The sequence below is a fragment of the [Clostridium] hylemonae DSM 15053 genome (assembly GCF_008281175.1).
In the GTDB taxonomy this organism is placed as follows: Bacteria; Bacillota; Clostridia; order Lachnospirales; family Lachnospiraceae; genus Extibacter; species Extibacter hylemonae.
Window position 1 is genome coordinate 613,186 of the sequence record NZ_CP036524.1, and the last position, 15,382, is coordinate 628,567.

17 protein-coding genes are annotated in these 15,382 nt (G+C 48.3%); 12 read left to right on the forward strand and 5 right to left on the reverse strand.

What is annotated here, in order from left to right:
• Positions 1 to 6: 6 nt before the first annotated feature.
• The gene (locus tag LAJLEIBI_RS02895; RefSeq protein ID WP_006444741.1) at positions 7 to 1,512 is read right to left on the reverse strand and encodes a catalase; all 1,506 of its coding nucleotides are present in this window, start codon (positions 1,510 to 1,512) and stop codon (positions 7 to 9) included.
• A gap of 232 nt (positions 1,513 to 1,744) precedes the next feature.
• Between LAJLEIBI_RS02895 and moaC the strand changes: the two genes are divergently transcribed.
• Positions 1,745 to 2,233, forward strand: coding sequence for a cyclic pyranopterin monophosphate synthase MoaC (moaC, locus tag LAJLEIBI_RS02900; protein WP_006444742.1), 489 nt, complete (start codon positions 1,745 to 1,747; stop codon positions 2,231 to 2,233).
• Positions 2,234 to 2,523: 290 nt separating this feature from the next.
• Here the strand turns inward: moaC and bilS are convergent, their stop codons facing one another.
• Positions 2,524 to 3,108: a flavodoxin family protein BilS gene (gene bilS / locus LAJLEIBI_RS02905; RefSeq protein WP_243132959.1), complete on the reverse strand. Its 585-nt coding sequence runs from the start codon at positions 3,106 to 3,108 to the stop codon at positions 2,524 to 2,526.
• A complete protein-coding gene (locus LAJLEIBI_RS02910; protein WP_006444745.1) occupies positions 3,078 to 3,473 on the reverse strand; it encodes a zinc ribbon domain-containing protein in 396 nt (131 codons plus the stop codon). Before LAJLEIBI_RS02910 ends, bilS begins: the two co-directional genes overlap by 31 nt.
• A 140-nt stretch (positions 3,474 to 3,613) precedes the next feature.
• Here LAJLEIBI_RS02910 and LAJLEIBI_RS02915 point away from each other — a divergent pair, with 140 nt between their 5' ends.
• From LAJLEIBI_RS02915 to LAJLEIBI_RS02945, 7 genes are all read left to right on the forward strand, one after another.
• Positions 3,614 to 4,897 (forward strand): L-cysteine desulfidase family protein, encoded by a 1,284-nt coding sequence (locus tag LAJLEIBI_RS02915; protein WP_006444746.1) that lies wholly within the window; start codon positions 3,614 to 3,616, stop codon positions 4,895 to 4,897.
• Positions 4,898 to 4,920: 23 nt separating this feature from the next.
• On the forward strand, positions 4,921 to 5,721 hold the full coding sequence (gene srtB, locus LAJLEIBI_RS02920) for a class B sortase (protein WP_006444747.1): 801 nt from the start codon (positions 4,921 to 4,923) through the stop codon (positions 5,719 to 5,721).
• Between the two features lie 2 nt (positions 5,722 to 5,723).
• Entirely contained in the window at positions 5,724 to 5,912 is a 189-nt protein-coding gene (locus LAJLEIBI_RS02925; protein WP_040435937.1) for a DUF951 domain-containing protein, read from the forward strand.
• A 129-nt stretch (positions 5,913 to 6,041) separates the two neighbouring features.
• Complete coding sequence (gene rpsF / locus LAJLEIBI_RS02930; RefSeq protein WP_040435938.1) at positions 6,042 to 6,329, forward strand: 30S ribosomal protein S6; 288 nt, start codon at positions 6,042 to 6,044, stop codon at positions 6,327 to 6,329.
• A 21-nt stretch (positions 6,330 to 6,350) separates the two neighbouring features.
• A complete protein-coding gene (locus tag LAJLEIBI_RS02935; protein WP_006444750.1) occupies positions 6,351 to 6,794 on the forward strand; it encodes a single-stranded DNA-binding protein in 444 nt (147 codons plus the stop codon).
• 42 nt (positions 6,795 to 6,836) lie between these two features.
• Positions 6,837 to 7,103: a 30S ribosomal protein S18 gene (rpsR, locus tag LAJLEIBI_RS02940; protein ID WP_006444751.1), complete on the forward strand. Its 267-nt coding sequence runs from the start codon at positions 6,837 to 6,839 to the stop codon at positions 7,101 to 7,103.
• Between the two features lie 153 nt (positions 7,104 to 7,256).
• Positions 7,257 to 7,877, forward strand: coding sequence for a cytidylate kinase-like family protein (locus tag LAJLEIBI_RS02945; RefSeq protein ID WP_006444753.1), 621 nt, complete (start codon positions 7,257 to 7,259; stop codon positions 7,875 to 7,877).
• A 71-nt stretch (positions 7,878 to 7,948) separates the two neighbouring features.
• Here LAJLEIBI_RS02945 and gnpA read toward each other — a convergent pair whose 3' ends face one another.
• Entirely contained in the window at positions 7,949 to 10,105 is a 2,157-nt protein-coding gene (gene gnpA / locus LAJLEIBI_RS02950; protein ID WP_006444754.1) for a 1,3-beta-galactosyl-N-acetylhexosamine phosphorylase, read from the reverse strand.
• A gap of 252 nt (positions 10,106 to 10,357) precedes the next feature.
• Between gnpA and LAJLEIBI_RS02955 the strand changes: the two genes are divergently transcribed.
• Positions 10,358 to 10,990, forward strand: coding sequence for a carbohydrate-binding family 9-like protein (locus tag LAJLEIBI_RS02955; protein ID WP_006444756.1), 633 nt, complete (start codon positions 10,358 to 10,360; stop codon positions 10,988 to 10,990).
• On the opposite strand, the gene LAJLEIBI_RS02960 is transcribed toward LAJLEIBI_RS02955, so the two are convergent.
• Positions 10,987 to 11,901, reverse strand: a complete 915-nt coding sequence (locus LAJLEIBI_RS02960) for an AraC family transcriptional regulator (RefSeq protein ID WP_006444757.1) — start codon at positions 11,899 to 11,901, stop codon at positions 10,987 to 10,989. The two genes, LAJLEIBI_RS02955 and LAJLEIBI_RS02960, sit on opposite strands and share 4 nt — an antisense overlap.
• A gap of 207 nt (positions 11,902 to 12,108) precedes the next feature.
• Here LAJLEIBI_RS02960 and LAJLEIBI_RS02965 point away from each other — a divergent pair, with 207 nt between their 5' ends.
• The 3 genes from LAJLEIBI_RS02965 (at position 12,109) to LAJLEIBI_RS02975 (ending at position 15,372) form a co-directional block, all read left to right on the forward strand.
• A complete protein-coding gene (locus LAJLEIBI_RS02965; RefSeq protein WP_040435939.1) occupies positions 12,109 to 13,464 on the forward strand; it encodes an ABC transporter substrate-binding protein in 1,356 nt (451 codons plus the stop codon).
• Positions 13,465 to 13,566: 102 nt separating this feature from the next.
• Positions 13,567 to 14,472: a carbohydrate ABC transporter permease gene (locus LAJLEIBI_RS02970; RefSeq protein ID WP_006444759.1), complete on the forward strand. Its 906-nt coding sequence runs from the start codon at positions 13,567 to 13,569 to the stop codon at positions 14,470 to 14,472.
• 15 nt (positions 14,473 to 14,487) lie between these two features.
• The gene (locus LAJLEIBI_RS02975; protein WP_006444760.1) at positions 14,488 to 15,372 is read left to right on the forward strand and encodes a carbohydrate ABC transporter permease; all 885 of its coding nucleotides are present in this window, start codon (positions 14,488 to 14,490) and stop codon (positions 15,370 to 15,372) included.
• The last annotated feature ends 10 nt before the right edge of the window (positions 15,373 to 15,382 follow it).

Below are 15,382 nucleotides of genomic sequence, written 5' to 3' on the forward strand. Positions count from 1 at the left end.
TCATTGTTATAGATGTAAAGTGGCTTTTACCAGCTCTTCGTGTGACAGCGCCGAGAGTTCCTTTACCTTCGCAAAGTCGAGCCCCATTGCTTCTGTCAGGCGTCTGCCGTAATCCTCATCTGCCAGACAGCAGTGCGCTGCATGGCGGTATTTGACATTGTCAGTCACCGGCGCGATATTGCGCGCTGTATTTTCTATCAATAATGTCTTTTTTTCTTCGCTCATAAGGCGGTACAGCTCTCCTCCGGCCCGGAAACAGTCGTCCGTGGGATCGTCCTTCGGGTCAAATGCGTAGAGGGCGCCGGACAGGTCGAGCGGCGGCTCCATCACATCAGGCTGCGCGGCCCAGTCCCCGGCGCTGTTAGGTGAATAGGCCGGCGCGCCGCCATAATTGCCGTCTGTGCGCATAAATCCGTCGCGGTGATAGTCGTGTACTTCACATTTTGCCTGGTTTACAGGGATATGGTTGTAATTGACGCCAAGGCGGTAGCGCTGTGCATCACCGTATACAAACAGGCGGCCCTGCAGGAACTTGTCCGGGGAAAATCCGATGCCGGGTACGACATGGGCCGGCGTAAAGGCAGCCTGCTCCACCTCTGCAAAATAATTTTCCGGGTTGCGGTTCAATTCCAGTACGCCTACCTCATGGAGCGGATACTCTTTGTGGCGCCAGATTTTTGTTATGTCAAAAGGATTTTCGTAATGATGTTTGGCCTGTTCTTCTGTCATGATCTGGACATACATTGTCCAGCGGGGATACTCACCTTTTTCAATGGACTCAAACAGGTCTCTCCCGTGGCTCTCCCGGTCTGCGGCTACTGTTTCAGCTGCCTCCTCATCCGTCAGATTTTTGATGCCCTGCTCAGTACGGAAATGGAACTTGCACCAGACGCGTTCATTGGCGGCGTTGTAGAAACTGAACGTATGCTCGCCGTAAAAGTGCATATGCCGGAAGGTGGCGGGAATTCCGCGGTCGGACATGACGATAGTCGTCTGGTGGAAGGTTTCCGGAAGCAGCGTCCAGAAATCCCAGTTGTTCTGCGCGGAGCGCATGCCTGTGCGCGGGTCGCGCTTGACTGCCCGGTTCAGGTCGGGAAAGTTATGTACGTCCCGCAGGAAAAAAGTTGGCGTATTATTGCCGACCAGGTCCCAGTTGCCCTCTTCTGTGTAAAACTTACAGGCAACCCCGCGGATATCACGTTCTGCGTCTGCAGCCCCGCGTTCTCCGGCTACGGTGGAAAAACGGACGAAGACGTCTGTCTTCTTTCCCGGCTCAAATACTTTTGCTTTCGTCCATTTTGTGATATCGTGCGTCACCGTAAATGTTCCGTAAGCTCCCCACCCCTTGGCGTGCATCCGCCGTTCCGGGATCACTTCGCGGTCAAAATGCGCAAGCTTTTCAAGAAGCCAGACATCCTGCAGCGCAACAGGTCCGCGCGGGCCGGCAGTGAGAGAATTTTCATTTTCCGCGACCGGAGCGCCAACTTCGTTCGTTAATTTCTTGTTTTCCATGTAATACCTCCTTTGTATTTTTTGTTAATTTAAAAACGATAATAGTTACTATAATTATCGTATTCCTTTTGGGGAGAATTGTCAATCTAATTTGATGATAATATATTGTTGTCAGAAAAGAAAAAGAGAGAATAATAGAATAAGGCAGCCATAATAATAAAGAAGCAGAGCGATATTTTTTGACAGTTCTATTTTGGTTGATATATAGTAATTGGTAAAGGGAGGGCTTAGTATGGAGAAATTAACGCATTTTGACGAAAACGGGAAGGCTGTGATGGTTGATATTTCTGAAAAACAGGATACAGTAAGAGAAGCCACAGCGGCAGGGAAGATCAAAGTAAACGAAGCCGTCTACCGAGCCATAGAGGCAGGAGGCACGGAAAAGGGCGATGTGCTTGGCGTGGCTGCGACAGCAGGGATAATGGGGGCAAAAAAGACGTCCGATCTTATACCAATGTGCCACATCCTCCCCATATCAAACTGCCGGATCACCTTCGATAAAGATCCGGAACAAAAAGAGATACACTGCACATGCACCGTGAAGGTGACCGGAAAAACCGGAGTTGAGATGGAGGCGCTGACCGGAGTGAGCGTGGCGCTGCTGACCATATATGACATGTGCAAAGCACTGGATAAGACTATGGAAATTGGGGATATCTACCTCAGGAGAAAGACCGGCGGCAAAAGCGGAGAGATAAAAAACGAAAAAGGGACACGTTGAATTTAATTGGGGACGGGGGAAAACGAGAAAACCCCCGTCCCCAACCATCGGAAAACCCCCGTCCCCAACCGTCGCAAAGCGCCCTCGGAGGGAGGAATACGTCGAATAAAATCGAAATATCTGAAAAAATATTCGGATGTTGGAAATGTATCCACTATTTATACACAATTTGTGGATTAATAGCATAATAAATGTGGAAAACTATGGTATTTCCTGGAAATTGCTGATGGCAGTTGAAAAATTTGGCGAAAAAAGAAAGACACACCTCCCAGGAGGCTGTGTCTTCTTTTTCAATTGTCCATTTCGTTCAGTTTCTTCAGACATTTCTGGGTGAACACTTTTGCGTGTTCTATATCCAGGCTGTCCGGATGTGTCAGCGCCTCGTCAAAGTTGCGGATGTACAGGTTCATCTGTGCTTCGTTTTCCGTATTGCGCATCGCCTCATATTTTTCCCGTACCTTCCGGGGCATTTTCCCCTGGCAGATGAAGGCTCCGAGGTAGTCGTTATCGCTCTCGATCCATGCGTTTACGCTGCTTTCTATTGCTTTGTAATAATCCGGGGAGTCGCCCATGCCGCATGTGCCGAATAACGCGATGCTCTTTCCGCCGAGATCGCTTATAAAGTCGCTCACTTCCATACTGCACGTCCCCCGGTTTACCCAGAAGCCGATAAAGTAAACTTTGGCCTCCGGTATGGATTTATCTGTCGTAATATCGATGAGGTCTTTGGAATTGCCGGGCAGATTGGAAAATATAGCGGCAGCCAATTTTTTCGTGTTGCCGGACCGGCTTTCATATAGTACGAGGTATTCCAGCATATCGATCACCCCTCCTTCGTTATATCTTAACTGTTCTTGATAAATGTTGTGCTGCATTTCGGGCAGCGGACTTCTATTTTCCCCTTCCCTTTCGGTATCCGTATCTTCTGTCTGCATGAAGGGCACTTATAGATATGATACACCTTCCGCTGGGACGCAGAGTTTTTCTGCCGGGCGAACCAGCTGCGTACCTTGTATGTCTTATTCAGCCACGTCTGGTTTTCTGCGGCTCTCTTATAGACATTCCGGGAAAATATACGGAAATAAGAGTAAATGACGCACACCCACGCGAGAACGGAAAATATAAAACTGTCAAACCAGCCGGACAGTATAAGCGCTGCGACACCGAGTATCAAAGTAAATTTTCCAAATGAATCAATGCCGTATCTGCCGGACATAAAACGGATAAACTTTTCTTTCAAATCAAATCACCTTCCTAATTAAGCATCATACGCTGTCTGGCCGTAAAGTCAATAAACTCACCATTAAAAATATATAAAATAATTGAGTAGCTGTCTTTAGAATGTTATAATGAGGCAAAGCGGCAAAAGGAGGAGAAGGCATGCAGGAACTTACAATACTTATCAGAGAAGATATGAAGCCGGCACTCGGGGTAACGGAACCCGGAGCTATCGCCTTTGCGGTTGCCAGGGCGAGGGAACATACAAAGGGAGAAGTCTGCCGTGTACGGGTGGCGCTGAACTCCGGAATGTACAAAAATGCATTTACGTGCGGCATACCGAACTCCGGCCATTTCGGAAACCTGTACGCCGCTGCGCTTGGAGCAGTGGCTGCGGACGCGTCACTTGGACTCCAGTCGCTCGAACACATAACAGAAGAAGATGACGCGCGTGCCGCAAAGCTGGTGGAAGAAGGAAGGGTAGAGGCCGTCCTGGACCACATTGGTTCTGAAATAACGATAGACGCTTCCGTCCTGACCGACCAGGATGAATGTACAGTCCACATCCGGGGAGGCCATACGGATATCACATGCATAGAGAAAAACGGGAACGTGATCTTCAGCGCCGGAGAGACGGATGCGAAAGAACAGACATCCGGTGAGGAGACGCCTCTTATACACAAGTATACACTCCACGGGATCCTTAAATATGTCAAGTCTGTGAAGGAAGAAGAAATCAGCTTTATAAGGGATGCATTCACGATGAACATGGACCTTCTGGAAGAAGGGATCCAGTCGTCGAAGACGAAGATCGTACATCACCTGCTGAAGGAGAATGAAAGCAGGATCATCTCGGACGATGCGAGGAAGACCGCGCAGCTGCTCTGCAACGGCGCGATCGAGGCCAGAGTGCTCGGACTGGCCCGGCCGGCCATGAGCATAACAGGGAGCGGAGCCCACGGGATCATTGCGACCATGCCGCTGTTTGCGTTTTATGAAGTGAATTATGAGGTCGTGGACGACGACATCCTGCTTCGCGCCACCGCTCTGAGTTATCTCATCACGATGTACATCAAAGAGTATTCCGGGAAGCTGTCGGCGTTCTGCGGGTGCGGTATAGCCGCGGGCACAGGCATGGCGTGCGGTCTGGCATTTATGAGAAATGCATCAGAAGAACAGATCGCAATGGTCATACAGAATATGGCCAGCGGACTGACCGGCATGATCTGCGACGGCGGAAACCAGGGATGCGCCATGAAAGGAATCGTGGCCGTTGACGCGGCGTTCCGGGCGGCGGACATGGCGATGGAAAATGTATGCATAGATAACATACACGGGATAAACGGAAAGACACCGGAGGATACGATGCGGCATATGGGGCTCATCGCGTCGCCGGGCATGGTGGAGACAGAGAAGACGATCGTAGAGATCATGGAACATAAATAGAAAAGAAACAGGGGAAATAACAGATGGGTACTGATAAGAAGAGCACAAAGCACCACAGAGGAAGAAGGAAGAAAAGGGCAAAGAACAGCCTCGTGACGAATATAGTGCTGGCCGTGGCGGCCGTTGTATTCTGCATCTCAGCCTTCCAGCTCATAAAGATCGTAAAAGGGTACATGGACGGGCGGGGTGAATATAAAGAGATCGCCAGTCTGGCGGTAAAAAATCCGGATGATAAGGATAAGTTCCGGGTAGATTTTGATGAACTCATGAAACTGAATCCTGACACGATCGGCTGGCTCCGCTTTCATCCGGAGCCGTCGATCATCAATTATCCGTTAGTGCAGGGCAAAGATAACCAGGAGTATCTGCACAAGACATTCAAGGCAAATGACAATACACTCGGCACGATATTCCTGAATGTAGATAACAGAGCCGATTTTGCGGACAAGAATTCCATCATATACGGCCACAGGATGAAAGACGGCTCCATGTTCCGCCATCTGTGGGATTATGAGGATGAGTCCTTCTACAGAGAAAATCCGTATTTCTATATATACACCCCGGACAGAAGAGAGATAACGTACCAGATCTTTTCGGTCAGCAAAGTAGGAGATGACTCCAAAGCGTACATGACTTCCTTTGGTTCGGAAGCTCAGTTTGAAGAAGTTGTTCAGATCATAAAGGAAGCAGGGCTTTACGACACAAAGGTGGATGTAAAAGGGGAGGATATGATAGTCACCTTGTCCACCTGCACGGCGGAAAGTGATGACAACCGCCTGATCGTCTGCGGCGTAAAGAAAAAGGAAGTAATACTGGAGGATTGATGATGGATTTTACGTATGAAATAGGAGATATTGTCACGATGAAGAAGAAGCATCCGTGCGGCAGCAGGGAATGGGAGATACTCCGCGTTGGGGCGGACTTCCGTCTCAAGTGTCTCGGATGCGGACACCAGATCATGATCGCCCGCAAATTAGTGGAAAAAAATACAAAGGATTTAAGGAAAAAAGCTTGAAACAAGCATCATTTTATGCTATCATATTAAATCGTGATACATTAAATGTCCGCACGCATACGGCGGCGGATATCCTTGCTCCCACCAATGAGCGGGGGCCAAAAGACCAGAAGGAGGTGCGAAGACGACATGAACAAATATGAATTAGCTGTTGTTGTCAGTGCAAAGATCGAAGATGACGAAAGAGCACAGGTTGTCGAAAAAGTGAAAGCTTTAGTTGAACGTTTCGGCGGCAGTGTGACAGACGTCGATGAATGGGGTAAGAAGAGATTAGCTTACGAGATTCAGAAGATGAAAGAAGCATATTACTATTTCATCCACTTCGAGTCTGCAGCAGAGGTTCCAGGCGAGATCGAACAGAGAATCCGCATAATGGACAACGTGCTCAGATATTTATGCGTGAAACAAGAGGCATAAGCAGGAAGAAGAGGTATAAATATGAATAAAGTAATTTTGATGGGACGCTTAACGAGAGACCCGGAAGTAAGGTACTCACAGGGTGAAAACCCGCTGGCGATCGCGAGATATACGCTGGCTGTTGACCGCAGATTCAAGAGAGACGGAGAGGCTACTGCCGATTTTATCTCATGTGTTGCATTCGGAAAGCAGGCAGAGCACACTGAAAAGTATTACCGTCAGGGACTTAAGGTTACGATCAGCGGACGTATCCAGACAGGAAGCTATACAAACAAAGACGGCGTCAAAGTATACACGACAGAGGTTGTTGTGGAGGAGCAGGAATTTGCTGAAAGCAAGGCTGCAAGCGATGCCAACGCAGGAAGTTTCCATCAGGCGGCTCCAGCACCGGCACCGGTGTCAGACGCTGGTGACGGCTTCATGAACATTCCGGATGGAATAGATGAAGAATTACCGTTTAATTAAGCGAAAGCAATAGAAAATTCATTTTCAGAAAGGAGAATAGCTATGGCTTACGATAAAGGAAATCGTCCGGAAGGCGGCTTCAAAAGAAGAGGCGGCGGACGCAGAAGAAAAAAAGTATGTGTATTCTGTGGTAAAGAGAATAACGAAATAGATTACAAAGATGTAGCAAAGTTAAGAAAATATATCTCTGAAAGAGGAAAGATCCTTCCAAGAAGAATCACAGGAAACTGTGCAAAGCATCAGAGAGCTCTTACGGTTGCTATAAAGAGAGCAAGACATATCGCGATCATGCCATATGTTCAGGAGTAATCAAGAACAGACAGTATATGACCTCCGCTGCAGACGCAGCGGAGGTTTTTTGCGCTTTCTTAAAGTATGAGTACACAACGCTCTGAAAAAGAGTTATAATAACCATATAACAAAAGGAACCGGAGTCGAGCATAAGGCGAGGAGAGGGTTAGTATGAAGAAGAACACAATTATCACGATCGGGAGACAGTTTGGCAGTGGCGGACACGAAATCGGCAACCGGCTGGCAGAGCGCCTGGACATACCGCTCTATGACCGGAACCTGATCCAGATGGCGGCCAAAGAACTGGGCATCAGCCATGAGACGGCAGAGACAGTAGATGAGACTATTCTTGGAAAATTCCTGTCGGCGTATGTGGTGAACATGGGCGAGTATACTACGTTCGCCAGCGGAGAGGCCACGGAGCCTTTAAGCGACCAGGTATACCAGACACAGTCGGACATCATCAGGAGACTGGCAGAGAGAAGCCCGTGCATTATGGTAGGACGCTGCGCGGACCATATCCTGGAACTTGATTTCAACTGTATCAATGCGTTTATCTATGCGGACAAGGAAGACAGGATGCGCCGCGTCATGAAGATCTATAATCTGAATGAAAAGCAGGCGCAGGATAAGATGAAAAAGACAGATAAAGAGCGGAAGCTATATTATGAGGCACATACCGGCCGGACATGGGGCAGTATAGAGTCCCATCAGATGCTGTTCAATGTAAGCAGGCTCGGGATAGATGATATCGTAGATGTACTGGCAGCCATGTTCCGCGCCAGAAGATAATTATATAAGCATATAAGCAGACACCTGAGGCAGGATGGCATACAGCCGTACCGCCTCAGGTGTCTTACTGTTTATCTCCAGAGAATTTCGCACGGTCTGAGCGTAAGCTTTTCACATGTGCCTTCTCCGTCATAGAAATTGGTCGTCTGTTCTTCGTTTGAATTGTTGAGGATCGCATATTTTCCGCTCTCCGGATATGCATTCACTTCACAGTTGACGTTGTCGGCATACCATCTGAGGAAGCTTTCCTCTTTGTGCGCGGCAAAATACAGCACCCGCATGAGGAGGCGGGTATTCTCATAGCTGTAGGGAAGCCCCGCGATGTACACCCCTCTGCCGCTGCCGTAAGCGTTGGCGGCAAGATGCACCTCATTGTCTGAGTATTCGATGATCTCGGTGGAGGCGGACAGCGCATAGATATCGTGTCTGCTTTCTCCGAAATCAAAACAGCCGGTTCTGTCTTCCGTGATAAAATGTGTATCCAGCGCGTCTTTGAAATATTTGTCCGTGGAGAGGGTGAAGCCGAGTTCCTTGTCCACGCCGAGCACATCGGCAAGCTGGAAGAAGCGCCCGCCGCGGTGAACTGCCGACGGGTCGCCGACGCCCACAAATCCGCCGCCTTCGTGTATCCATCTGCGCACGGTAGTGATAAGCTTCTCGTCGAGCCATTCTTCTCCGCCGGAGAATGCAGTTCCCGCATCGCCTGCGTTGATGATGACGTCAATGTCCTTTGGAATGCCGTTGTTCCTTATATCGTCAAAGCTCATGAACACCACGTCCACGGCAGCGCCGCTTAAGGACTCCAGAATACCGAAGTAAGAGTAAGTCTGCTTGTACCAGAGGGCATGGGCGACCATGTAAGACTGCCAGGAACGCAAGCCTCCCCACGAGTTAAGTATTGCGACTTTAAGTCCGCAGTAAGGTTTCTTTCCTTTTACATTGTCATAGATAAGCCTGAACTCATCTGTGACCTTTTCGATGTAATCGACAAATTTCGGGAACTTGTAGGCAAGGCTCAGATAACCGCCGTAACCGATCCTGTCTACCGGGTTTCTCATAAGCGCGCGTCTTGCGCTGAGCCAGTTGTCGATGGCTTCCACGCACGGGTCGTTCCCCTCGTAGAAGGTATCCGGGAAGAAGTAAGGAAGAAAACGTCCTTCTGTATATTTTACTCCCGGGATATCGGAGATAAGGCGCAGCGTCGCGCCGCCGCCGACACTTCCCACTACGGCGTCCAGACCGATGCTTTCAAAATACGGTCCGTAAGGCTCAGTTCCGATCCAGTTGTCACCGAGGAACATCATGGCTTCCCTGCCGGCGTCATGCACGAGGTCGACGAGTTCCTTCGCCTTTCTGGCAACAAACTTCTGGATAAATTCCATATAATCCCGGTAAGCCTTTGTGGGAACGCGGAAGGTAGTGTTGTAATATCCATTGTCCACAATGTCCTCCGGGCGCAGCGCATAACCGTATTCCTGTTCAAATTCTTCCAGCGCGCGGATGGAGACGGTCGCCCCGTAGCCAAACCAGTCTACAAACTTCTCTTTGGCATCGGCATTGAAGACGAGCGTAAAATGATAGAAAAAGGTGGTAAATCTCACCACATCCGTATCCGGATTGTCTGCAAGCCACTTCTTCAGATAATCTCTGGCGAATGCGCCGGAGGCGGGCTGGCGTACATCAAACGGTATGTCGTGCGGCTTGTCCCCCCAGTTGTTCGTGATGTGATTGTACATCTGCGTCGGATCCCAGATGGCATACACAAAGAAAGATACCGTATACTCGTGGAACGGGACCGCGTCTGTGACAGTCACAAGATGCCTGTCCGTATCGACAGACCAGCTGTCTAACGGAACGATCTCCTGCGTTGTGCGGTCAATGACCTCCCACCATTTTTTCGGGTCGTGGACATAATCGGCCTGTACCTGCTCGCGGAAATATCCGTCCAGGAAATCGATCGTTACCGTAGTGTCTAACGCAAGGTTGTGTTTGGACATGAGCAGCATCTGCTGGCATTCATCCATATGTTTTTCGGCAAATTCATTGTGGCCTCTTGCGACAAAGTATGTTGTATATATTTTTGCATCTAAAGATTTGATCTCGTCATCTAATTTTGTCCCGTCGCTGTCGCGCAGTGCGTCGGCCCCCCAGCGGTCGAGCATCTCCCGGGTTTCCTTTAAGAAATGAGACTCACTTGGCAGAGTGACTCTGCCCTTTGTTTTAGACATAATTAACCTCCCTGATTCAAGGCGCGCAGAACGACAGTGACCGTGCGCGCTCTATTTATATTTGAGTATATGGAATAACAGGTAAGATTACAATAGCACGATCGTCTGTTTTTTTTGCACATTTGTGTCATATCATTTGTACAATCTTGTTTTTCATAATGCGGTCTGCTACATTTAATACAGAGAAACAGCATGTAAATATGAACAATTGAATATGTATATGGAAAAGGAGCTGCAGGATTGTCTATGTCTATGAAGTCTATGGAAGTCAAAGTGATTCAGAGTGCGAAAGAGTTGGAAACATTGTCCCCTTTTAAGGTGGACAATAAACTATGGGGAACAAAGACGGCGCCGGTAACATACGGATATCTCGGATTCATACCGGACAGCGGGTTCTGTCTGAAGATGGTATGTGAGGAAACAGATCCCCTTCGGAAATATACGGAAATCAATGCACCTGTATACCGAGACAGCGCCATGGAAGCCTTTTTTCAATTTGAATCTGAGCGGGAGAGGAACATCCAGCCGACGTATCTGAATTTTGAGGTGAACGCAAACGGAGCCCTGCTGGCGGCATACGGGAAAGAACGCATATACCGCACCTACTTTACCAGAGAAGAACATGAGGAGTTTGCGTGCAGCGCACAGATAGAAAAGGACCGGTGGAGCGCGGCGCTTTACATTCCCCTCTCTGTTCTGGAACATATATACGGCCCCCTCTGTCTGGAGGCCGGAAGCACATTTACATGCAACTTTTACAAAATTTCAGAGGCGGCCGAGATCGAGCATTATGCCTCCTGGTCCATGATAGAGACGGACGTGCCGAGCTTTCATCTGCCGGAATACTTCGGCAATGCAGTGATCGCCGGCAGCAGCCCGGTCTAGAAGCTGCCTTCGGCCATCGCCTTTATAGAGGAGGCGTACTCGGACGGCGTCATTCCTGTGACCTTCTTGAACTGTCTTGAAAAATAATGAATAGAAGTGTAGCCAAGGTGTTCGGAGACCTGTGTAAAGTTCATGCGGTTTGTCCGGATCATTTCCTTGGCTGCATCTATTTTCATCTGAGAAAAATACTCAATGATGCCAAGAGAACTCCTCTCCTTAAAAATCTTCTGCAGCTGCGAACGCCCGATCAGGTTGTCGCGGCAGATCTGGTCAATGGTGACATGGGAACCGATATTGCTCTCGAGATAATCGACGACGCGGTTAAATATCTCGTTGTCGCTTCTGTTCTTTGTCGTCTTCTGCGGCGCGGTCTTGGGAAGTTTCTTGTTGAAGATGATCGGATTGGAATATCTTCTTATTATATGTATGAGAAACTGCTCCACAAAAAGCCGGATGAGCTGTTCCGCCCCGAACATGTCAGGCTCCTTCTGCGGCATGTTCTGCAGATAAGGGTCGTCAAGGCGGCAGTCAAAGCACCGGCGGGCTTCAATTATGATAGAAGCGAGCAGGTTGCGCTCGGTCTCGTCGATCCTCAGAATGCGTTTCTTAAAAAAGCGCATGGCCTCGCTGCGGCATTGAAAAGACACTACAACGAGATTCGGTGCAGAGTCGCCGGTCGCCTTTACATTGTGAAATTCATTCGGCTGGTGGAAAGCCACATCACCTTTCTTCAGCACTGTGAAGGAGCTTCCTCCCGTCACGCCGACCTCACCTTTGTCCACGCAGATAAATTCCCAGAAGTCATGAGACTCCCCCTCAAATGAAAAATCACTCATATATTCAAAGTAGTGGATACTGTAAATTTTACCGATGGTTATAGAGTCTTTCAGCACAACTCCGTTATATCCCATAATAATCCCCCTGTTTTGTCTGTTTTGTAAAATAAATGATGTAGAATTTTGTCTATTCTTACTAATATTATACCTCTTGTTTTGTGAAAAATCAAAACAAAAATGCAGATAGTGCAAATTAAGAGGATTTTAGGACAAAGATTTTTGTGCATGTTTGTAATACAATGAACTCAGATACAAAGTAATCTTTATAGGAGGTAAAGTATTATGAAAAAAAGAGTTTTAAGCGTATTATTGTGCGTAACAATGATCGCTGCCATGGTTGTCGGCTGTGGAAAGAAGTCTGACGGCGATGGGGGAGACAAAGGCGGAAAGAAACTTGTTTACTGGGCAATGTGGAGTGAAGGAGAGCCGCAGGCTAAGGTGATCAAATCCGCAATTGAAAAGTACACAAAAGATACAGGCGTAGAAGTTGATGTACAGTTTAAAGGCCGTAACGGACAGCGTGAAGGTCTGCAGCCGGCGCTGGACGCAAAACAGCAGATCGACCTGTTTGACGAAGATGTTAACCGTGTAAATGGTTCCTGGGGAAAATATCTGCTTGACCTGGAAGACCTTGCAAAAGACTTTGAAGCTGAGCACGGCAACGAGACATTGTACAAGATCGCCCGCAACGCATATGCACAGAACAACGACGGTGACGAGACACTGCACTCCATTCCTTATCAGCCGTCGATCTTCGGGTTCTTCTACAACAAGACATTGTTTGACAAAGCTGGTATCGAAGCAGTTCCTACAACATGGGAAGAGTTAGACGCAGCTTGTGCCAAATTAAAAGATGCCGGTGTTACACCGATCACAGGCGATACTACATATATGACATCTTTCATGGGATATCATCTTGGACGTTACCTTGGACAGGACGGCGTGAAGGCTCTCGTTGGAGACCCGGCTGTTGCAGACAAGGTTGAATCAGGCGATATCGACAAAGTAACATGGGATGACGAGAAAGTAGTTCAGGCTGCAAAAGACATCGAAGATTTCGCAGCAAAAGGATACTTCTCCAAGAACATAGCTTCCAACATCTACCCTGCAGGACAGAATCAGGAATTTGCTCCTGGTGAAGCTGCGATCATTCTGTGCGGTTCATGGCTGCCGAATGAGATCAAAGTTGGAGAGAACGCAGAAGGCGAAGACAAGGTAGAAGTAGCAGACGACCTGACATGGGGATACTTCAACTACCCGGCTGTTAAGGACGGAAAAGATGACAGCACTGCAAACAACATTGCAAACCAGGTAATGGCTATCAACAAAGATTCCAAGATGACAAAAGAAGCGTTCGAGCTCATTACTTATATCACAGCAGGCGATGCTGACAAGCAGATGACAACCGACGCACTCTGTATCCCGGCAGACCAGGCTAACTCAGATGCATGGCCGGAAGAACTGACAGAAGTAAAACCAGGCTTTGATGCTACAACAACATACTATGACTGGGCTGTTGGAGCAGAAAACAACGGAGACCTCACACCGGTCCTCAACGAAAACGTTGTGAAACTGATGGCAGGAAGCATGACAGCAGATGAATTTATCAAATCTTGCAAGGACGCATCAGGACAATAGTCTGTGCGCAGTTGACAAGAACAGAAGTAAATAGGTAATATATATATGGTGGCATGGCGTCATACGCCGCCACCATATTTTTTAAGACAAGGAGGTTGTCTGATGAAGAAAAATAAAGGAATGATCGTGGGGTTCCTCGCACCGGCCGTCATTATATTTCTCATTGTATTCCTGTATCCGATCGTCCGTACAGTAATGATGAGTCTGTATAAGATCGAAGCCGTGACAGACACCATGGACTTATGGACATTCGTAGGGGTACAGAATTACCAGAAGCTTTTTACTACAGCGATTTTTAAGACGGCCATGACAAATATTGTAAAGATATGGCTTATCGGCGGCATCATCGTAATGATCGTCTCACTGCTCTTTGGTGTCATCCTTACGAGCGGTATCAGAGGAAAGAAATTTTTCAGAGCCATTATCTATCTGCCGAATATCGTAAGTGCCGTTGCGCTTGCCACAATGTGGCTTCAGTACGTATACAGCCCGAAGTTCGGTCTTCTGAAAAGTGTGCTCGACGCACTCGGACTGCATAAGCTTGCTGAGACACAGTGGACCGCCCCGGAAAATGTATTCTGGGCGCTGCTGCTTGCTTACTGCTTCGGTATGATCGGGTATCATATGCTTATCTGGATGAGCGGTATCGAAAGAATCAGCCCGGATCTGTATGAGGCAGCCACCATTGACGGCGCCAACAAGCCGCAGCAGTTCCGCTTCATGACACTGCCGCTTCTGAAGGGTGTATTTAAGACAAATATCACAATGTGGACCGTAAGTACGGCGGCGTTCTTCGTCTGGTCCCAGCTGTTTTCGTCCGTTACAGCCAACCGTTCCACCATCGTGCCGGTACAGTACATGTACATGCAGATCTTCGGCGCCGGTAATGCGGTGACAGAGCGTAACGCAGGTTACGGCGCAGCGATCGGTATCATTTTGTGTCTGTGCGTAGTTCTTGTATTTACGGTATGCAACAAGTTCATCAAAGATGACGATCTGGAATTCTAGGAAGGAGGAGCGGTCATGTCTAAGAATAAAGAAAAGAAAGTTAGAGAAAAAATCAACTGGAAAAAAGAAGCAAAGCTGGCTCCGGGCTATATCGTCATCATTTTGTGGGTAGTATTTACCCTGATGCTGCTCGGCTGGATCATCGCGGCCAGTCTGTCCACCACCGGAGATATATTTGCCGGTAAGGCGCTGAAGTTCCCGTCAGGGCTTCATTTTGAGAATTACGTCGAGGCCTGGGGGTCCGGCGGTGTCGCTACATTCTTCATGAACTCTCTCATGTACTCTATCGTCTCCTGTGTGCTGCTCATATTGATCTGCGCGCCGGCGGCATACGTTTTGGCCAGATTTACGTTCCTCGGAAACAAGATCATCCAGACAGGGTTTGTGTCGGCGATGGGCGTGCCGATCACGATGATCGTACTTCCGCTGTTCTGTATTGTCGCAAACATGGGGATCCTGAACAATATTGTGGCGAGCAAGGCGACGCTGATGTTTCTGTACATAGGTATCAACATACCATATACGACCATATTCCTGCTGACGTTTTTTGCGAACCTCTCGCGTACATATGAGGAAGCGGCGGCTATCGACGGATGTCCTCCGACAAAGACATTCTGGAAGATCATGTTCCCGATGGCGCAGTCAGGAATCGTGACGGTCACAATTTTCAACTTCATCAATATATGGAACGAGTATTTCCTGTCCCTCATCTTTGCAAACAGCGACGCTCTTCGTCCTGTTGCCGTCGGACTTTACGGAATGCTTCAGTCCATGCAGTATACAGGCAACTGGTCAGGTATGTTTGCGGCTGTTGTCATCGTGTTCCTGCCGACATTTATCCTTTACATCTTCCTGTCAGAGAAGATCATCGGCGGTGTTACCGGTGGTATCAAAGGTTAGTGGTTGCTGT